Genomic DNA, 19,137 nt, shown 5'->3' with positions numbered 1-19,137 from the left:
GAGCCCCGCCGCCATGATTGATCTCTATACCGCTGCCACGCCCAATGGGCACAAGATATCCATAGCCCTTGAAGAACTGGCGCTGCCCTACAGCCTGCAGGTGCTGGACCTGTCCAAGGGTCAGCAGAAAACGCCAACGTTTCTGGCCATTAACCCCAACGGGCGCATTCCCGCCATTGTCGACCGTGATGAGGGTGACTTTGCCGTGTTTGAGTCGGGCGCCATCCTTATCTACTTGGCGGAGAAGACCGGACGTCTGATGCCGACGGACATGAAGGGCCGCTCGCGCGTGATCCAGTGGTTGATGTTCCAGATGGGTGGTATCGGTCCCATGATGGGCCAGGCCAATGTTTTTCATCGATATTTTCCCGAAAAAATCCAGAGTGTGATTGACCGCTACCAGGGGGAAAGCAAGCGTTTGTTTCGCGTGTTGGATGGCCACCTCAAGGACCATGAATACCTGGCTGGTGATTACTCCATTGCCGACATCGCCAACTGGGCCTGGGTGCGCACCCACCGATGGTCGGGGGTAGAGATGGATGACCTGCCGAACCTCAAGCGTTGGCTCGATGCCATTCGTGCCCGCCCTGCGGTGCTGCGCGGCATCCAGATGCCGCCTTCATCGTTGGACCTGCGCACGGACGATGCCGAACAGGCCAAAGCGTTTGCCGAAGGTGCGCGCAAAATGCTGGAAACGGGACAATCCCGCAAGTAATGAAATCCAGGAGACTCGCATGAAACTGTATGTATCGCCCGGTGCGCCCAGCCCACGGCGCGTGATGATGTTCATGGTTGAAAAAAGCATTGCCGGTATCGACTTGGTCAATGTCGATCTCAACGCCAATGAACACAAGGGTGAGGCCTACCGGGCCAAGAGCCCGTTGGCCAAAGTGCCCGCGCTGGAGCTGGACGATGGCCGCGTGCTGACCGAAACCCGTGCCATTTGCACCTATCTGGAAGGCCTGCACCCCGAACCCAACCTGATGGGCGAGAATTTTGAGGAGCGCGCATTCATCGAAATGATGGACCGTCGGGTTGAGTTGTACCTGTTGGGTGGCATCGCCAACGTCGTGCGCCACACCCACCCAGGTCTGGCGCCACTGGAGCAGCCGCAATTTCCGGAGTATGGTCAATCCCAGGCGCAAAAGGTGCGCGAGGTGGCAGCCTGGTTTGACCATGTGCTGGAGCGCCAGCCGTGGATTGCCGGTGACCGCTTCACCATTGCCGACATCACTGCGTTTTGTGCCATCGAGTTTGCCAAGCTGATGAAGTTCAAGCCCGGCCATGAGGGCATGCTGGCGTTGCAGGCCTGGCGTGATCGGGTGGCCGACCGTCCCAGCGCTGCTGCGAAGTAAGCCACCCTGCTTCTTAACGCTCCAGTTCAGGCGCGTGCAGCGTGTCCACCGTGTTGAGTGGCGCTTCCAGTGGCAACCGCAACGTAAAGCAGCTACCCTGACCAAGGACACTGCTGACTGCCATTTCACCGCCAAACAGCGAGGTGACGATGTTGTAGCTGATGGACATACCCAGTCCGCTACCGCCTTTGCCCAGCTTGGTGGTGAAGAACGGGTCAAAAACTCGGCTCAGGTTCTCGGGCGCGATGCCCACACCATCGTCCGTGAACCGAATTTCAACTTGCGATGGACGCAGTCGTTGGGCGTGCAGGTGCATAGTGCCACCCTGGCGACCTTCGAACGCATGCAGCAAAGCGTTGTTGATGAGGTTGGTCAGCACTTGGCCATAAGGGCCGGGGTAGCTGTCGAGCAGGATGTCCGGTTCCATATCCATGGTGAGCTTGTGCCCTGCCCTCTGGACGCCGCGTTGCAGGGTGGCCACTACTTCCTGGCTGGTGCGTAACAGGTCGAAGCTGCGTCGCTGTTCCGTGGCACGATCCACAGCAACCTGTTTGAAGCTCTGAACCAGTTCCCCGGCAGAGTGCAACCCACGGATCACCAGTTCCAGTCCCTCTTGCGTGGAAGCGATGTAGTCGGCCAGGGCGCTTCGACGCATGGTCCCGCCGGCGGCGGCAGCTTCCAGCACCGCTGTGTTCTCCTGCAGCGTGCTGGCAGTCAGCAAGCTGTTGCCGATGGGCGTGTTGAGTTCGTGCGCCACACCAGCCACCAGTGAGCCCAGAGCAGCAAGTTTTTCCTGCACCACCAGTTGGTTTTTGGCATCGCGCAGGTGGGAGTAGGCCACCGCGTTGTCCAAGGCGATGGCCGTATAGGCGCACAGGGTGCGGAAGATCAGGCGTTCGTTTTCGGCATAGGCATGGGCACGGGTCGACTGGATGGTCATGACACCGAGCACCCGATCAGTAATGGCCAGCGGTGCAAACAGGGCGCTCATGGTGGCCAGGGTGCCGGGCACATAGTTCGGTTTTGTGACCATGTCGGCAAAGTCCACTAACAACTCTCGTCGCTCCCGAACACAGCGTACCGAATAAGACTGTGTGTCGCTAATGTGTACCCGGTCGCTGGGCAGACGCACGCCTTCTTCGATGTCGTACACCGACGTCAGCCCCTGGCCATCAGCGTCCATCATATAAATGGAAAAGCTGGTGGTGTCCAACAGGCCGTGCACGTGACGTTCAATGGCAGCAAAGACATTTTCCTTGTCCAGCTGCGAGGTGATTTCTTGACCAATCGTCCCCAGTCGTTCCAAGGTGTCGCTGCTTTGTTGCAGCAATTCGGCTCGGCGCGCTTCAGCCTCGGCCTGGCGGCGGTGGTGCTCCGTTTGCGCGTGGGAACGCTCGGTATCCAGGCGAACCTGCATGGCAGTGGCGCGGTTGGACGCCTCTTGACTCGATACCCGTTCGCGCGCTTCGCTGGCCTGCACCGCCATGCGATAGGCCTCAGCATGGCGTCCCTGCTGGGAATATTCTTCGGCCAAAAGGAACAGCAGGTCGCCCGGAATCAGATAACCGTCGATCTGGCGGGCAGCTACCAGGGCCTGTTCCAGGCGCTCAAGGGCGAGCGCCCGTTTACCATGGCTGGTGTCGATGCGCGCCATCAGCCGCAGGCAACTGACTTCCAGCACCGCAGCACCCTGGTTTTGTGCCAGTTGCAAGGCGGCTTGCACCTCGCGTTCTGCCTCGGCAACATCACCCAATTGCAGCAAAGCGCTGGCAATTCCGATGTGGCCTTCAATAGCCTGGTCGGTCTGGGCCATATGCTGGGCCCGTTCGACCTGTTCGCGAAACAGGGCCAGCGCGCGCTGGTAGTCGCCGCGGGTTTGGGCCAGGTCACCCAGACCGCTCAGCACTGAGCTGAAATTGCGCGAGTGGCGCAACGGCGTGTAGACCTGCATGGCCTCGTCTAGCAGCGATTGCGCCGCATCCAGCCGGCCCATGACCCGAAGAATTTCGCCCATCTGGCGCAAACAGGGGCCCAGTGTGATGGCCCAGCCATTAGGGCGGGCCAGATCCAGACCGCGTTGCAGCCATTCTAGTGCGGCCTCGTGGTCGTTGAGCACTCCATAAGCACTTCCGGTATTGACTGCCACGACCACCGCCGTGACGACCTGGCCAGAGGCCATTGCGGCAGCAAAGGCGCGGTCAAAGTGTTGCAGGGCACCGGCGAAGTTGCCAGAGTTGTAGTCGCGTGTTGCAAAGTAAGAGTGGACGCTGGTAGCTGCACAGGGGTGGACCGGTTCCTCACCTTCGGAGAAGCGCGCACCCCACAGCGCATGGCTCAGGTGCACATCGCGCAAGGTCGCGTAGCGCGCCTGGGTGGCCTCCAGGAAGTCCAGCCGCTGGGCGTCGCCGCTTTGCTGTGCACTGTGCACGGCTGCGGCCAGGCATTCGTCACGCAATGACAGGTTGCCGGCGCTGGAGTGGATGGACGTCAGAATGCCCTGCGTATCTGAACAACCAATAGAGTCTTGCAAGATCTTGAAAACCTGCAGCGCGGTCTGGGCCATCTGGAGCGCGCGCTCCAGATCGGACATCAGCCAGGCGGTTTCTGCATCGATAAGACTTAAACGGGCCTCCAGCCGTTGGGCCGCAGGTGAAGGGATGGCGTGCTGTGCCGCCAAGGCCTGCCGCACGCACTGCGCCAGTTGGTTGGCGTGGGCATTGTCCCGCTGTCGTAAATACCATGCCACTGTGCATTGGTTCTGCAGGGCTTCTTCCAGTGGGCAGGCGTCGTCCAATGTGCTGAGAAGACGATCAACTTCGACATTGCGCTCGAACAGTTGCATTGTGTGGCGTGCGGAGTGGGCTTTAATGGTAGAGCGACAGCCGTTGTGGGCTGCGTGGGCGAACAATAGCACGCTCGCTGGCGAACCATGCCGCAGTTGAACCGCTTACAGCAAACGCGCCAGATACCGCCCGGTATGGCTGGCCGGGTTGGCAGCAATGTCTTCTGGTGTGCCTATGCTCAGCACCGTGCCACCGCCCGAACCGCCCTCGGGGCCCATATCAATCAGCCAGTCGGCGGTTTTGATGACATCCAGGTTGTGCTCAATGACAACGATGGTGTTGCCGGCGTCACGCAGCTGGTGCAAAACGTTTAACAGCAGGGCAATGTCAGCGAAGTGCAGCCCCGTGGTGGGTTCATCCAGAATGTAGAGCGTGCGTCCAGTGTCGCGCTTGCTCAGTTCCAGTGCCAGCTTGACGCGCTGCGCCTCCCCGCCGGACAAGGTGGTGGCAGCTTGGCCGAGCTTGATGTACGAGAGCCCCACATCCAATAGCGTCTGTAGCTTACGGGCGATGGTGGGTACCGCCTGCAAGAAGTCGTATGCGGCCTCTACCGTGAGCTGCAGTATTTGCGCAATGTTCTTGCCCTTGTAGAGCACCTCCAGCGTTTCGCGGTTGTAGCGCGCACCCAAACATACGTCGCAGGGCACGTACACGTCGGGCAGAAAGTGCATCTCCACCTTGACCATTCCGTCACCCTGGCAAGCTTCGCAGCGGCCACCGGCTACGTTGAAACTGAAGCGCCCCGGGCCGTAACCGCGTTCGCGCGCCATGGGCACCTCGGCCATCAACTCGCGGATGGGGGTGAACAAGCCGGTGTAGGTGGCTGGGTTCGAGCGCGGCGTGCGGCCAATCGGGCTCTGGTCAACATTGATGACCTTGTCGAAATGCTCAATGCCTTCAATGGCCACGTGCGCTGCCGGTTCTTCATGGGCGCGGTAGAGGGTGCGCGCCACAGCCGCGTAGAGCGTGTCGTTCACCAGGGTGGACTTGCCTGAACCCGATACACCCGTCACGCAGGTGAACAGGCCCACAGGGAAATCCACGCTGACATTTTTCAGGTTGTGGCCGGTGGCGCCCACCACACGCAAGGCTTGCAAGTCACCCAGCGTGGCCTGGTGGTGTGCTTCACGTGCTGCACGGCGTTCGGCAGCCGGGCTGGGCGCGAAGCGCTGCTTGTTTTTGTCCGGCCCTTTGTAGCTGCTACCGTGCACGGTGGGCAGCCAGGGCGTGCGGCGTTTGGGAACCGCAATTTGCAGCGTATGGGCCAAATATTGGCCGGTGAGTGATTCGGTGTTGGCTTTGACTTGCTCAAAATTACCCTGGGCAATGACACGCCCGCCATGAATGCCCGCGCCCAGACCCATGTCGATGATGTGGTCCGCTGCGCGCATCATGTCCTCGTCGTGTTCCACCACCAACACGCTGTTGCCAATGTCGCGCAGGTGCTTGAGGGTGTCGATCAGGCGCTCGTTGTCGCGCTGGTGCAGGCCAATGGATGGTTCGTCCAGCACATACATTACGCCAGTCAGGCCGGAGCCAATTTGCGAGGCCAGGCGGATGCGCTGACTTTCGCCACCACTGAGCGTCTCGGCGCTGCGGTCCAGGCTGAGGTAATTGAGCCCCACATCGTTCAGGAACTTCAGCCGCAAGCCGATCTCGCGCACCACCTTGGCGGCAATGTCGCCTTTGGCACCGTGCATAGTGAGGGTCTGGAAGTAGGCGTAGCTTTCCTTCAGGGTGGCGCGGCTGATCTCGTAAATGGCCCGGGCCTGATCACCCTCGCCAATCTTGACGTGGCGTGCCTCCAGACGCAGGCGCGTACCATCGCAAACCGGGCAGTGCTGGGTGCTGCGGAAGCGGGCCAAGTCTTCGCGTACCACGCTGGAGTCGGTGTCGCGGTAGCGCCGCTGCATGTTGGGGAGGATGCCTTCAAAGGCGTGCTTTTTGGAGAGCTTTTTGCCTTGTGACGCCCCGGAATCCATGACGTAGCTGAATTTGATCTCCTCCTCGCCCGAGCCGTGCAGGATGGCCGCTTGCACCGTTTGAGGGAGCGTGTCGAACGGGGCATCGATGTCAAACTTGTAGTGCTTGGCAAGGCTCTCCAGCATGGAAAAGTAATAGCCATTGCGCCGGTCCCAGCCCTTGATGGCGCCGCTGGCCAGACTCAGCGTGGGAAAAGCCACCACCCGCGCCGGATCGAAAAACTCCTGCTGCCCCAGGCCGTCACAGGCAGGGCACGCGCCCACGGGCGAGTTGAAAGAGAACAGCCGCGGTTCCAGCTCCGAGATGGAGTGGCTGCACACCGGGCAGGCAAACTTCGCATTGAATAAATGCTCTTTTGGCCTGTAGCCCTCGTCGGATCTACGTAAGGCACTATCATTTTCAGAGCTATCCGGTGTATCCATCTCCTGGGCGATGGCGCGCCCGTTGGCCACCCGCAGGGCCGCCTCGAAACTTTCTGCCAGGCGCTGCTGCATATCTGCGCGGACCTTGACGCGGTCGATCACCACGTCAATATCGTGCTTCTCGGTCTTCTTGAGCACGGGCAGATCGTCAACTTCATAAATCACGCCGTTGACCCGGAAACGCACATAGCCCTGGGCCTGCATTTCGGCAAACACATCCAGAAACTCGCCCTTCTTCTCGCGCGCAACCGGGGCCAGAATCATCAGGCGGGTGTCCACCGGCAGGGCCAGCACGGCATCCACCATCTGGCTCACCGTCTGGCTTTGCAGGGGAAGATCGTGGTCGGGGCAGTAGGGCGTGCCGGCACGGGCGAACAAAAGGCGCAGGTAGTCGTGAATCTCGGTCACCGTGCCCACGGTGGAGCGCGGGTTGTGGCTGGTGGCCTTTTGCTCGATGGAGATGGCAGGCGACAGGCCCTCGATCACGTCCACGTCGGGCTTGTCCATCAACTGCAGGAACTGGCGGGCGTAGGTGGACAGGCTTTCGACATAGCGGCGCTGCCCCTCGGCGTACAGGGTGTCAAAGGCCAGGCTGGACTTGCCCGAGCCACTCAACCCCGTAATCACCACCAGCTGGTTGCGCGGAATGTCCAGGTCGATGTTCTTCAGGTTGTGCGTGCGCGCACCCCGGATGCTGATGGTTTGTTGCTGCAAGGCGCGGGCCAGGTACTTCCCTTCCAGTTGGGCTTCGAGGTGCTTGTCGTCAAATGAAGAATTCAAGGTAGGTGCCGGTAAAGGGAAACCCACCATGATAGTGACTTGCGGTATTTTCGGCCCAGCCTGGGCCGGTTGAAGGTGGATCGGAGACAATGGAGTTTCTTGCCGCACCGTGCGGTGCCCATGGGTTTTACAGTCTTGTCTTCATCCACCACCCTGTCTCCAGACGCCGGGACGCCACCCACTACAACGGCTATGACCGCTCAGGAGCGACGCTCGAGCGCGTCGCTGGCCTTGATTTTTGCCCTGCGCATGTTGGGCCTGTTTCTGGTGCTGCCAGTTTTCTCTCTGGAAGCCCGCAAATACCCAGGGGGCGATGACCCGGCTCTTATCGGCATGGCAATGGGAATTTACGGCCTGACCCAGGGCCTGTTACAGATTCCCTTTGGGGTGGCTTCGGACCGATTTGGTCGCAAGCGCATCATGGTAATTGGGCTTCTGGTCTTTGCCCTGGGCAGCGCCATAGCGGCCCTGGCACCAACCATGGCATGGCTGGTTGCGGGACGCGCAGTGCAGGGTGCCGGCGCCATTTCGGCCGCTGTCACCGCGCTGTTGGCCGATCAGACCCGTGACGTGGTGCGAACCAAGGCCATGGCACTGGTCGGCGCCAGTATTGGTCTGATGTTTGCGGTGTCGCTGGTGCTGTCGCCGCTACTCAATGCCGTCATGGGATTAAATGGCATGTTTGCGCTCACTTGCGTTTTGGCAATTATTGGTGTTGCGGTGGTGCTGTGGATGGTTCCGCCGGAGCCCACCAAGCACGCCGAGCAGGCCCCGGTCAGCCTGGGTGCGAGCCTGCGTACTGCTGCGCACAATCCTGGCCTGCGACGCCTGTATTTCGGCGTGTTCATTTTGCATGCGGTGCAACTGTCCATGTGGGTGGCGTTGCCGACCATGCTGGTTCAGGCCGGTTTGCCCAAGGATCACCATTGGTGGGTCTACCTGCCGGCCGTTCTGGCTTCTTTTGTGGTCATGGGCGCGACCCTGTTTCCGCTGGAACGGCGGGGTTATTTGCGTGCCGTCTTTTTGTCCTCGGTAGGGGTGATTTGCCTGGTGCAACTCGGGCTGCTGGGCATTGTGCTCGGCACGCCCACGGTGAATGCCCTGGGTTTTGTGCTGTTTGTCTTTTTCTGTGGCTTCAATGTGCTGGAAGCCAGTCAACCCAGTATGGCGTCTCGTCTGGCACCCACCAGTGCCCGGGGCACGGCCCTTGGGATGTATAACAGCCTGCAATCGCTGGGTCTGTTTGCTGGTGGCGCTGTGGGTGGGTGGCTGGTCAAGAGCCATGGGCCACAGGCTCTGTTCATTGTGTCTGCCTTGGCCATGTTGGCCTGGTTGTTCGTAGCCTGGCCCATGGAGGCGCCATCTCTAACCCAGTCGCACGCACCCAAGGCCGGCTAAACTCCTTCCCACATTCAGAGAATTAGGAACACCATGGCATCAGTCAATAAAGTCATTCTGGTCGGCAACCTGGGGCGCGACCCTGAAGTGCGCTACATGCCCAGCGGCGAGCCGGTGGCCAACATCACCATTGCCACCAGCAGCAAGTACAAAAACAAGAGCGGCGAAATGGTGGAAGAGACCGAATGGCACCGCGTAACTTTCTTCGGTAAGCTCGCCGAGATCGTGAGCCAGTACCTGAAGAAAGGACGTTCGGTCTATGTGGAAGGCCGCATCAAGACCCGCAAGTACACCGACAAAGATGGAGTCGAGAAATACGCCACCGACATCATCGCCAACGAGATGCAGATGCTGGGTGGCCGTGAAGGCATGGGCGAGCCGTCGGGTGACGAAGGCAGTTACGACAGCGCACCGCGCCGTCCTGCACCAGCGCCCCGCGCCCGGCTGCCGCAGCACCTGCCGCACGCCAGGCACCGCCCCCGCGCCCGGCCAGTGGCTTTGAAGACATGGATGACGACATTCCTTTTTAGACAGTTCCGTTTTCCCAATTCAAAACCCGGATCGGTGCCCCACCGCTCCGGGTTTTTCAGTGCACAATGCTTTTGACGATGCCATGAACACGCAGGCAATTCCTGACAACATCATTTGGCACACCCTGGCCAGACGCCACGCCCCTTGCGCCCGTTGTGTGGGTGGTGGCCGGCTGGATTTCGGTTGGTGTCAGTGTGATCCGGAAGGTGCCAGGCGCCGAGTCCCGGTGATTCGGGCAACCAGGCGCATCAGCAGCCGGTACACCAGGCGCAACAACAACAGTGTCAGAATCGCTTCGGCAAAGGTCAGGGCAAAGGCCAATAGACCGTTCATGCGCGTGGCACGTCGCTGGTACTTGGCCACCATGCGGTCGCGACTTATTTCGATGCTGTCATAGAAGGTGGGCACCACCAGCAGGGTCAGCAGGGTGGAGGTGATAGTGCCGCCAATGATGGCCACTGCCAGGGGCTGGTAAAACTCGCCGCCCTCACCCAAACCAATGGCAACCGGCATCATGCCGGCAATCAAGGCAAAGGTGGTCATCAGGATGGGTCGCAGGCGCACCCGTCCGGCATGCATCAGGGCATCTTCGCGGTCCACGCCCTCGGCCTCCTTCTTGCGGGCAGCATCGAGCAGCAAAATGGCGTTCTTGGCCACCAGGCCCATGAGCATGATGATGCCAATGAAGCTCATCAGGTTGAGCGTGCCACGGGTGATCAAGAGCGCCAGCACCACGCCGATCAACGACAGCGGCAGGGAAAGCATCACGCCCAGCGGTGCGGTAAATGAGCCGAACTGCATCACCAAGATCAGGTACATCAGGCCAATACCCGACAGCAGGGCTATCAGCATTTCGGTGAACAATTCCTTTTGGTCCTGGCCGGCACCGCCGAGGGACAGGCCATAGCCCGGTGGGTAGTCAAAGCTCTTGGCCAGCTTCATGGCATCGTCCGTCACCTCGCCGTTGGAACGGCCCTGCGCATTGGCAGACACGGTGATGGTGCGTTTGCCATTGGCATGCTCAATGCCCGATGGGCCCTTGCCCATGCTGATGGTGGCAATCTGGTCCAGTGGCACCATCAGGTTGGTTCCACTCACGGCAATGGGCAGGCGTTCGATGTTTTCCTTGCTAACCCGGTCGTCGGGATGCAGGCGCACAGCAACGTCACGGGTCTCGCCGGTGGGGTCTACCCAGTCGCCAACTTCGATGCCAGCAAAGGCCACCCGCAAGGCCTGTGCTGCGTCGTTGGCCGAGATGCCCATGGAGTTAGCCAAGCTGCGGTTGAGTTCAATGGTCAGCTCCTTCTTGGGATCTTGCTGCGACAGGCCCACATCGACGGCACCCGGAATCAGACGCAACTTATCCATGTAGGCACTGGTAATTTCCAACAACTTGCGGGAGTCTGGCCCGGTGAAGTCAATTTGGATCGGCTTGCGTGCACCATTATTCAGATCGTCAAGCACAGTGTATTCGGCGCCGACCAGGCCACGAACTTTTTCACGCAGATCGGTGGCGATCGCCTTGGCGGTACGGGCGCGGGTGTTGCGCTTGCCGATGTCGATATAGATGCGCCCACCACCCGATGTAATGTTGCTGTTGGTGTCCTTGGTCTCGGGTATGGTGCGCGCCAGTTCAGCAGCGCGTTCCATTTTTAGCCGTGCGTATTCCAGCGAAGACGAAGGAGGGGTGCGGACCTCAATCATCAGGTTGCCGGAGTCCGACGTTGGTAAAAAGGCGGTGCCACCGACTTTGACTTGCAACACTATGGCCACCAGCAGGCTGGACACTGCAATGATGGCCATCCAGCGGCGGTGGTGCAGGGCCCAGGCAATCACGTTGCCGTACCGGTCTGCCTGGTGGTCAAACCAGGTGTTAAAGCGTGCCAGGACCGCCTCAAAGCCTTTCTTTGGCGCGGTATGGTGGTCCGGTGGGTCGCCCCAGTAGGCCGATAGCATGGGGTCCAGCGTAAAAGAGATGCCCAGGCTGACCAGCACCGAACAGGTTACTGTCAATGCAAAGGGCCGAAACCATTCGCCGGACACGCCAGGCATGAAGGCCACCGGAATAAACACCGCGATGATGGAGAAGGTGGTGGCTGCCACCGCCAGGCCAATTTCGGCCGTGCCATCCAGCGAGGCCTTGCGCCGGTCAGAACCGCGTTGCATGTGGCGCACGATGTTTTCCCGCACCACAATGGCGTCGTCAATCAGCACGCCAATCGCCAGCGAGAGCCCCAGCAACGTCATGAAGTTGAGCGTAAAACCGCATAGCCAGACAGCAATGAAGGCGGCGATGACTGAGGTAGGAAGACTTAACGCAGTAATGAGCGTGGAGCGCCAGGAGTTAAGAAAGGCGTACACCACGAAAATGGTCAGACAGGCGCCCAGCACCAAAGATTCGACCACGTTGTTGAGGCTGCGTTGGGCGTCTGTACCACCGTCACGCGTGATTTCCAGCTTGGTGCCATTGCCGTCCTTGTCGAAATCCTTATTGACGTCTTCCACTACTTTTCGAATATCCTCAGCCACGCTGACCGTGCTGGCATCTCGCGCACGCACCACAAAGATTCCCACGTTAGGCTTTCCACTGCGGATGCTAAAACCGTCCAGATCGGCATAGCCGTCCTGAATAGTGGCTACTTGTGACAAGCGCACCACCTGGCCATTCACACGCTTGACTACAATGCCCTGGAATTCTTCGGGCGACTCAATGCGTCCGACCAGACGGATGCTTTCCTCGTCCAGGGAGCTGAGCACCTTACCCACCGGAGCGTTCGCGTTTTGCGCGCGCAGGGCGGCTGTCACGTCACCCACCGAGACGTTGAACTCCCGCAATTTGTCCGATCGCAACAGCACCGAAAGTTCGCGTTTGAGTGAGCCATTGACATTGACGGTGGCTACGCCGGGTACCGCGCGTAGCTTGTCGGCCAGCACGTCTTCAGCGACGCGGGAAATTTCGGCGTGGCTTTGCTTGCTGCTGGACAGGGCCAGATTCATGATGGGCTGGGCGGCCGGGTCGAAATGGCGCACGATGGGTTCGCGCATTTCCGTGGGCAACTTGTAGCGCACACTGGAAATGACAGTGCGGACGTCGTCGGCCGCCTCGATCATATTCTTGTTGAAGGCGAACTCGATCCAGAAGCTGGCATTGCCTTCCTTGCTGGTGGAGTACACATTTTTGACGCCCGAGACGCTTTGGAAGGAGCGCTCAAGCCGGTTGACTATTTCGCGTTCGACTGAGTCCGGCGAGGCTCCGGGGTAGTTGATGAAAACCTGGATGCCGGGAATTTCCACATCCGGGTTTTGGTTGACCCGCAACTTGTTGAGTGCCAGCAGGCCCATGGCCATGAGCGCGATGATCAGGACAATGGTGGCGACCGGGCGCTTGATACTGAAGTCGGAGAGAAACATGCTCAGGTTCCTTGTGCGGCGGCGGCAGCAGAACCGGCGACTGCGGGCTTCCTGGTCGCCATTTCGGCTTCCTGCCCCTCTTTGAAGTTGGAGCTGGGATTGCGCAGAATGACGTCGCCATCGGCCAGCCCGGTGCGGACTTCATAGAAACCGGTGCGGGCGTCGCGAACGCCCAAGGCCAGTTCGACCCTATTGAGTTTCTTGTCCTTGACGCGCCAGACCGAGACGTTGTCCCCGGCTCTCACCATCACAGACTCGGGCAGGGTGATGGCCATGACCTTCTCGGTGGCAATGTTGCCTTCGGCAAACAAGCCGGCCACGCGGGGCTGGTTGGCGTCGGTGAAACTGACCAACACCTCCACCTGGCGTGTCACGTCGTTGGCGCTGGGGTCCATGCGCGTGAGCTTGCCGTGAAACTCCTGGTTAGGATAGCCGTTGATGCGGAAACTAACCGTCTGTCCGATCTTTACTAGGCTCACCTTGTCGGCCGAAATGCGCCCGGCAAAGCGCATGCTGGTGGGGTCGATGACCTTGAGCAGTTCCTTGCCGATAGAGGCCGTATCGCCGGCGGACACTTTGCGGTCGCCCACGACACCGTTGAACGGTGCGCGCACGATGGTGCGTTCCAGTTGCTGGCGCGCCTGCACCAAGCGGGTGTTGGAGGCAGACAGTTCGCTCTGGGCGCCGTTGCGGCGCACTTCAGCATCGTCCAGAGCCTGTAGCGAGGTCATGCCCGACGCCCGCAGAGTTTTGAGACGCTGCAGGTTGCGCTCGGCCTGGTCCAGCGATTGCGCGGCATTGCGGGCGTTGTCCTCGGCGGAGTGCAGGCTGTCGCGGATGGCGGTTTGGTCCAGACGCACCAGCACATCACCCTGGCGGACAGCATCCCCGTTTTCCTTTAGTACCTGTAGCACGACTGCTGACACTTCGGCGCGCAGGTCGGCCTTGCGTTCGGGCTGGATAGAGCCGGTTACCACCGGACCCGACGCCAGTGCGTTGGCGGTCACGGTGATGATGTCTTCTGCACCGATGACCAACTTGGCAGGAGCGACGGCAGCATCTTTTTTATCCCCTTTCCCCGGAAATTTGTCACAGGCTGAAAGGCTCGCAAGCAGGACAATGACTAGGATTAGAGGTCGCAACATAGAGAGCTTTCCGTGGGGAACATCAATGATTTTGGGGGGCAAGAAGTGTTTGACCAGAGTCAATGTGACAGTGCCAAGGTCGCGATTATGGCGCCAGTCTGCGGCACCGGCCAGTTAGCATCGCGGCCATGTACAACCGCAAGCTTAGCTGTTTTTGTCGAAAACCGGGTTGGCCTGTGCGGTAGCCTGCGGAGCCGCAGCCCGGTGGGCGACGACGGTGACAGTCGGCAATTCTATCGAGTACAGGCGGGGCGCCTCAGGGCGTTGCATACCGACCACCACAGTGCTCAGACAGATAGCCGATAGGGTACTACCCACGATCAAGGCAAGGATTTGGTGAGTGCGGCGGGTTGTCATGGTGGGCTCCGTTTGGTTGTTGGTCCGTAATGTAGGCAAGGGCGGCGCGTGGCGCACTAGGTTTGCGACCAACTTCCCATCCCATGTGACGATCTGCTGATTTGCAGGGGTGGGATGCGACTCGATCACAATAGGTTTGCAAAAATCAATAAGGATGAAGGAATGAGACAAACGTTTGTTGGTGTCGTATTTGCCCTTGCCGTGGCCTGCGCGGGTGCGCAGGACGTGGTGCAGCCCAATACCCATTTGCTGGCGGACGGGATTCCGCCCATCTCCAAGGCTATCGCCGACAAAGTGTCGCTGTACACCGAGTTCCGTGGCTATGGTTTTGTGGGTTGGCACCCTGCCGAGCGCTCCATGCTGGTGCGCCACCGCGAACAAGGTGCCAGCATTGCCCAGATTTACTGGCTCAAAACCCCCGGTGGCAAACTGGAGAAGATCACGGATTTCCCGGATTACGTGTCATCGGCTTCCTTTGCGCCAAAGCATGGCAAGTACATTGTGTACAGCCGCGATGTGGGCGGCAACGAAGCCACCCAGGTGTTTCGTATGGACCTGGACACGCGTGCGTCCACCCTGCTTTCCAACCCGGACGAGCGCAGCGGCTACACCTGGACCCGTGCAGGCGACCGGTTGTTGGTTGAATCCGTCCCGCTGGACAAAACAGCCCAAAGTGGCAGCCGTGCCCAGGTGGCCACCACTCTTCTAATGGTGGACCCCTTGACACCTGAGGGCCACACGCGTTTAGCTGAGCTGCCCGGTGGCGGCTGGGGTAACTTTGAATTCAGCCCGGACGACAGCACTATTGCCGCGCAGCAGTACCGTACGCCCAATGATTCGGACGTGTTCCTGATCAATGCCAAGACCGGTGCGCGTGAAAAGATTCTGCCCAAAGCCGGTATGCCAGCGGCCGGATACAGCGGTTTTGCCTGGAGCATTGACGGCCAGCGCCTGTTTCTTACCACCAACCAGGGCGGCGAATTTTCCGAGCTGGCGGTGTTTGATCGGCGTGATCAGTCCCTCACCATGCTGTCGCATCACATCCCCTGGGATATTGAGAATATCGGCCTGTCGGCAGACGGCCAGCGCCTGATGTCCGTGGCCAATGTCAACGGGCGCGATGAGTTGCACCTGTTTGACGGCATCACCGGCAAGGAAATGGCACGCCCCGACATCCCAGGTGGCTCATTGGGTGGTGGAAAGTGGCACGAAACCCAGCGCAACGCGCTGGCGTTCTCAATCAACTCACCGCAAAGTCCGGGCGATGTTTACACGCTGGATGCAACCAGCGGCAAGACCGAGCGCTGGACGACGGCGGCCTCCGCGCCTGGGGTGCAGCCCGACACGTTCGTCAGTCCGGAGTTGGTGCAAATCAAGAGCTTTGATGGTTTAACCATCAGCGGCTGGCTTTTTCTGCCAGATGCGGCCAAGTTTCCCGGTAAGCGCCCGCTGTTGGTGAGCTTTCACGGTGGTCCAGAGGGGCAGTCGACCGTGCGTTTCATGGGTCGTTATAACTACTTCCTCAACGAAATGGGCGTAGCCGTGCTGCTGCCCAATGTGCGCGGCTCTATGGGATACGGCAAGACTTATCTGGATTTGGACAATGGCTTCAAGCGCAAGGATTCGGTCAAAGACGGCGGTGCCTTTTTGACCTGGGCGTCCAGCCACCCACGCCTGGACGGCAAGCGCATCGCCATCTCCGGTGGCAGCTATGGCGGTTATATGAGCCTGGCTACGGCGGTGGATTACAGCCCGCTGATCCGCGGCGCTATCGACGTGGTGGGCATCAGCCACTTTGTTACGTTCCTTAACAACACCGAAAGCTACCGCCGTGATCTGCGTCGCGTCGAATATGGCGATGAGCGCGACCCGGAAATGCGTGCCTTTCACGAGAAGATTGCGCCGTTGAACAATGCTGCCTCCATCACCGTGCCGCTGTTTGTGGTGCAGGGTAAGAACGACCCGCGCGTGCCTTACACCGAGGCTCATCAAATGGTGGCGGCAGTACGCAAGAACGGCGTACCGGTGTGGTACCTGCTGGCTGATAACGAGGGTCACGGATTTCGGCGCAAAGCCAATGCCGACTTTGAGTTCTATGCCACGGTACGTTTTCTGGAGCAGACCCTGCTGTCTGGTAGTCAGTAGCAGTAGCGACCGAGCGATGAATGGACTGGGGCGCCGCCACTTCCCGTTGTTGCAACCGTATCGGTGGCAGCTCCATCCTATTTAACGCCCCGCTTTCTAACCGATGTGATCCATGCTGTTCCCAGTATGACGATCAAGAACCTGGCCCATGCTGCCAGTCTGCGCCGAGCGGGAAAGGACACCGAGGCCGAAAGCATTAGTAGTTTGGGTCGCAGCCAATCATCAAAAATTGGTGGTATGACCCGATTACGGCGCTGGGTGGCTGAAGGCATCTGATTTTGCGTGCACACCGCTTTGTACACAAGGTCGACCAGCGGGCCTGAGTTCAGCGCACCAGCTGGTTGAGCTGGATGATGGGCAGCAGCACCGCCAGCACGATCAGCATTACCACCAGTCCCATGGCGACGATCAGCAGCGGCTCCAGCAGCGTGGCCAGTTGCAGGGCTCGGCGTTGCACCTCGGTGCCCAGTTGTCGAGATGCGCGCTCCAGCATCACTGGGAGCTGGCCGGTTTGTTCCCCCAGGCGGGCAAACATCGCCAAGAGGCCGGGAAACCGCTTCTTCTGTGCCAGGGCTTGTGCCAGGGGCGCGCCCTCACGTACCAGTACCAGCGCGTCCAGCGCGTCGATGCGCATGGCGCGGTTGGATACGGTGTCGGCCGCTGCCTGCAAGGCCTTCAGAATAGGCACGCCGGCGCTGGCCAGCATGGCCAAGGTGCTGGCAAAGCGCGCGGCGTTGTAGCCGCGGGACAGCTTGCCCAACACCGGTAGGTTCAGCCATGCAGCATCGAAGCGTTCACGAAAAGTGGCGCTAGCCCACGCCAAACGTGCACAAATAACTATAAAAATAATAGTAAATAACAACCACCAACCCTGATTGCGGACAAAGTTGCCCAGACCCAGCATGATCACCGTCAACAGGGGTAGCGCGCGCTTGCTGCCGGCAAACACTTCGGCCACTTGGGGCACCACGTAACCCAGCAAAAACATCACGATAGCAATGGCCACCAGTGTCACGATGGCGGGGTACAGTGCAGCGCCCACCAACTGCGCCTTGAGCGCCTGACCTTGCTCCAGATCATCGGCCAGCCGTTCCAGTACCAGGCCCAGGTTGCCGCTGTGTTCGCCGGCACCGACCACGGCGCAATAGGTCGGGCTGAATTCGCGTGGGTGTTGTGCCAGGGCTGTGGCAAAAGCCGTGCCGCCATTTACCTCGGCGCGTAGGGCTGCCACCAGTTGGCGCTGGCGTTCGTCTTCGGACTCCTCGGATAGCGATGTCAGTGCGCGCTCCAACGGCAGGCCCGATACCACCAAGCCAGCGATCTGGCGTGTCCAGATTGCCAGGGCGGTGGAGCCAAAGACCCGGCTGCTCCATAGCGTGGTGCCCCTGGCCGGCGTGTTCGCCCCGGCAGCGTTACCGGCAGTTATAGCCTCCACCACCATGGGCACCAGAGACTGAGCCCGCAAAAGGCCGCGGGCGCTCTTGGCGGTGTCGGCTTCGATGACGCCCTTGCGGGTGCTGCCGTCAGCGTCCAGGGCTTCAAATGTGTAGGCGGGCATGGCTCGATGTTATCCGCTGAATTTCCGTGAATGCGCTAAGTCGATCACGACCCAGATTTTTCACGTCATCCGGGTTTTCCAGAATGACACGATGGCGACAGTCCAGTAATATCAATGAAAACGCACGATCGTGCTTTTTTGATTTGGATCGACCGATACCAGCGGCCGGTGCCGGGTCATCCTGCGACAGCGCCCCCACCCAAGAGGTCGCACTGCCTTATCGGACGGATTCCTTTCAACCCCAGGGCCTGCGGCCCAACTGGAGATTATTTTGAAAAAAATCGTAATGACCTGGCTGGGCGCCTGCATGCTGGCCCTGACACTATTTCCGGCCTCCGCGTTCGCGGCGGGCTACACCCAGACCAAATACCCCATCGTGCTGGTCCACGGCCTGTTTGGCTTTGACAATATCGGCCCGGTGGAATACTGGTACGGCATTCCTTCTGCCTTGCGTGCGGATGGGGCCAAGGTATACGTGACGCAGGTCTCTGCCGCCAACAGCACCGAGGTGCGTGGCGAGCAACTGCTCACTCAGGTCAAGCAAATCCTGGCGGCTACGGGCGCGGCCAAGGTCAACCTCATTGGCCACAGTCATGGCGGCCCCACTATTCGCTACGTGGCCTCTATTCGGCCGGACCTGGTGGCGTCTGTCACTTCGGTGGGTGGTGTGAACAAGGGATCGGCCGTGGCGGACGTGTTGTTGGGCGTGGCACCTCCCGGAACACTGGCCAATAGCGTAGTCGTTTCCGTTACCAACGGATTGGCAACGGTGATCAATTTCCTCAGCGGCGGCTCTGGCTTAAGCCAAAACGCTTTGGCGGCAGCCAAGTCACTGAGCACGGCGGGTTCCCTCAAGTTCAACCAGGCCCATCCTGAAGGCATACCCACCAGCGCATGCGGCGAAGGTGCTTACACGGTCAAGGGTGTGTCTTACTTCTCGTGGAGTGGCGCCAAGCCCTACACCAATGTGTTTGACATCATGGACCCGGCCCTGGCGCTGACCTCGCTGGCCTTTGGCGGTGCCAAGACGGACGGTTTGGTGGCAAGCTGCTCAACCCACCTGGGCCGCGTCATCCGCGATGACTATGCCATGAACCACATGGACGAAGTCAACCAGACCGTGGGCCTGATCAACATTTTTGAGACCAACCCGGTCACCCTGTACCGCCAGCAAGCCAACCGGCTGCGGGGTATGGGCCTGTAAACGTC

The 19,137-nt window shown here is 59.9% G+C and carries 12 protein-coding genes and 1 pseudogene; 7 read left to right on the top strand and 6 right to left on the bottom strand.

The window, feature by feature from the left end; genetic code table 11:
• Nucleotides 1-13: 13 nt before the first annotated feature.
• Both IPI80_RS03495 and IPI80_RS03490 read left to right on the top strand, forming a co-directional pair.
• On the top strand, nt 14-715 hold the full coding sequence (locus IPI80_RS03495; protein WP_413857177.1) for a glutathione S-transferase family protein: 702 nt from the start codon (nt 14-16) through the stop codon (nt 713-715).
• Nucleotides 716-734: 19 nt separating this feature from the next.
• Nucleotides 735-1,355 (top strand): glutathione S-transferase family protein, encoded by a 621-nt coding sequence (locus tag IPI80_RS03490; RefSeq protein ID WP_413857175.1) that lies wholly within the window; start codon nt 735-737, stop codon nt 1,353-1,355.
• Nucleotides 1,356-1,368: 13 nt separating this feature from the next.
• Here IPI80_RS03490 and IPI80_RS03485 read toward each other — a convergent pair whose 3' ends face one another.
• Together IPI80_RS03485 and uvrA are read right to left on the bottom strand one after the other, a co-directional pair.
• Nucleotides 1,369-4,197 (bottom strand): tetratricopeptide repeat protein, encoded by a 2,829-nt coding sequence (locus IPI80_RS03485; protein ID WP_413857173.1) that lies wholly within the window; start codon nt 4,195-4,197, stop codon nt 1,369-1,371.
• 105 nt (nt 4,198-4,302) lie between these two features.
• Nucleotides 4,303-7,413, bottom strand: a complete 3,111-nt coding sequence (gene uvrA / locus IPI80_RS03480) for an excinuclease ABC subunit UvrA (protein WP_413857171.1) — start codon at nt 7,411-7,413, stop codon at nt 4,303-4,305.
• 162 nt (nt 7,414-7,575) lie between these two features.
• Here uvrA and IPI80_RS03475 point away from each other — a divergent pair, with 162 nt between their 5' ends.
• Entirely contained in the window at nt 7,576-8,781 is a 1,206-nt protein-coding gene (locus IPI80_RS03475) for an MFS transporter (RefSeq protein ID WP_413857592.1), read from the top strand.
• Between the two features lie 33 nt (nt 8,782-8,814).
• Nucleotides 8,815-9,311 (top strand): annotated as a pseudogene (ssb, locus tag IPI80_RS03470) (single-stranded DNA-binding protein).
• Nucleotides 9,312-9,501: 190 nt separating this feature from the next.
• On the opposite strand, the gene IPI80_RS03465 reads toward ssb, so the two are convergent.
• From IPI80_RS03465 to IPI80_RS03455, 3 genes are all read right to left on the bottom strand, one after another.
• The gene (locus tag IPI80_RS03465; RefSeq protein ID WP_413857169.1) at nt 9,502-12,723 is read right to left on the bottom strand and encodes an efflux RND transporter permease subunit; all 3,222 of its coding nucleotides are present in this window, start codon (nt 12,721-12,723) and stop codon (nt 9,502-9,504) included.
• Nucleotides 12,724-12,725: 2 nt separating this feature from the next.
• Nucleotides 12,726-13,868: an efflux RND transporter periplasmic adaptor subunit gene (locus tag IPI80_RS03460; RefSeq protein ID WP_413857167.1), complete on the bottom strand. Its 1,143-nt coding sequence runs from the start codon at nt 13,866-13,868 to the stop codon at nt 12,726-12,728.
• 144 nt (nt 13,869-14,012) lie between these two features.
• Entirely contained in the window at nt 14,013-14,225 is a 213-nt protein-coding gene (locus tag IPI80_RS03455) for a hypothetical protein (protein ID WP_413857165.1), read from the bottom strand.
• Nucleotides 14,226-14,387: 162 nt separating this feature from the next.
• Here IPI80_RS03455 and IPI80_RS03450 point away from each other — a divergent pair, with 162 nt between their 5' ends.
• Nucleotides 14,388-16,370: a S9 family peptidase gene (locus tag IPI80_RS03450; RefSeq protein WP_413857163.1), complete on the top strand. Its 1,983-nt coding sequence runs from the start codon at nt 14,388-14,390 to the stop codon at nt 16,368-16,370.
• A gap of 126 nt (nt 16,371-16,496) precedes the next feature.
• The gene (locus tag IPI80_RS03445) at nt 16,497-16,646 is read left to right on the top strand and encodes a hypothetical protein (protein WP_413857161.1); all 150 of its coding nucleotides are present in this window, start codon (nt 16,497-16,499) and stop codon (nt 16,644-16,646) included.
• A 49-nt stretch (nt 16,647-16,695) separates the two neighbouring features.
• Here the strand turns inward: IPI80_RS03445 and gspF are convergent, their stop codons facing one another.
• Nucleotides 16,696-17,928 (bottom strand): type II secretion system inner membrane protein GspF, encoded by a 1,233-nt coding sequence (gene gspF, locus IPI80_RS03440; RefSeq protein WP_413857159.1) that lies wholly within the window; start codon nt 17,926-17,928, stop codon nt 16,696-16,698.
• A 286-nt stretch (nt 17,929-18,214) separates the two neighbouring features.
• Between gspF and IPI80_RS03435 the strand changes: the two genes are divergently transcribed.
• On the top strand, nt 18,215-19,132 hold the full coding sequence (locus IPI80_RS03435) for a lipase family alpha/beta hydrolase (RefSeq protein WP_413857590.1): 918 nt from the start codon (nt 18,215-18,217) through the stop codon (nt 19,130-19,132).
• The last annotated feature ends 5 nt before the right edge of the window (nt 19,133-19,137 follow it).

The sequence above is a fragment of the Candidatus Aalborgicola defluviihabitans genome (assembly GCF_016705985.1).
Lineage (GTDB): Bacteria > Pseudomonadota > Gammaproteobacteria > Burkholderiales > Burkholderiaceae_C > Allorhodoferax > Allorhodoferax defluviihabitans.
This window is presented reverse-complemented; position numbering and strand designations above follow the sequence as displayed.

Excerpts from the sequence above, each read along its gene's own strand:
- IPI80_RS03465 (WP_413857169.1), bottom strand. The coding sequence starts at position 12,723 with ATGTTTCTCTCCGACTTCAGTATCAAGCGCCCGGTCGCCACCATTGTC.
- uvrA (WP_413857171.1), bottom strand. The coding sequence starts at position 7,413 with ATGGTGGGTTTCCCTTTACCGGCACCTACCTTGAATTCTTCATTTGAC.
- IPI80_RS03455 (WP_413857165.1), bottom strand. The coding sequence starts at position 14,225 with ATGACAACCCGCCGCACTCACCAAATCCTTGCCTTGATCGTGGGTAGT.
- IPI80_RS03450 (WP_413857163.1), top strand. The coding sequence starts at position 14,388 with ATGAGACAAACGTTTGTTGGTGTCGTATTTGCCCTTGCCGTGGCCTGC.
- IPI80_RS03475 (WP_413857592.1), top strand. The coding sequence starts at position 7,576 with ATGACCGCTCAGGAGCGACGCTCGAGCGCGTCGCTGGCCTTGATTTTT.
- IPI80_RS03485 (WP_413857173.1), bottom strand. The coding sequence starts at position 4,197 with ATGCAACTGTTCGAGCGCAATGTCGAAGTTGATCGTCTTCTCAGCACA.
- IPI80_RS03495 (WP_413857177.1), top strand. The coding sequence starts at position 14 with ATGATTGATCTCTATACCGCTGCCACGCCCAATGGGCACAAGATATCC.
- IPI80_RS03460 (WP_413857167.1), bottom strand. The coding sequence starts at position 13,868 with ATGTTGCGACCTCTAATCCTAGTCATTGTCCTGCTTGCGAGCCTTTCA.
- IPI80_RS03435 (WP_413857590.1), top strand. The coding sequence starts at position 18,215 with ATGACCTGGCTGGGCGCCTGCATGCTGGCCCTGACACTATTTCCGGCC.
- gspF (WP_413857159.1), bottom strand. The coding sequence starts at position 17,928 with ATGCCCGCCTACACATTTGAAGCCCTGGACGCTGACGGCAGCACCCGC.
- IPI80_RS03445 (WP_413857161.1), top strand. The coding sequence starts at position 16,497 with ATGACGATCAAGAACCTGGCCCATGCTGCCAGTCTGCGCCGAGCGGGA.
- IPI80_RS03490 (WP_413857175.1), top strand. The coding sequence starts at position 735 with ATGAAACTGTATGTATCGCCCGGTGCGCCCAGCCCACGGCGCGTGATG.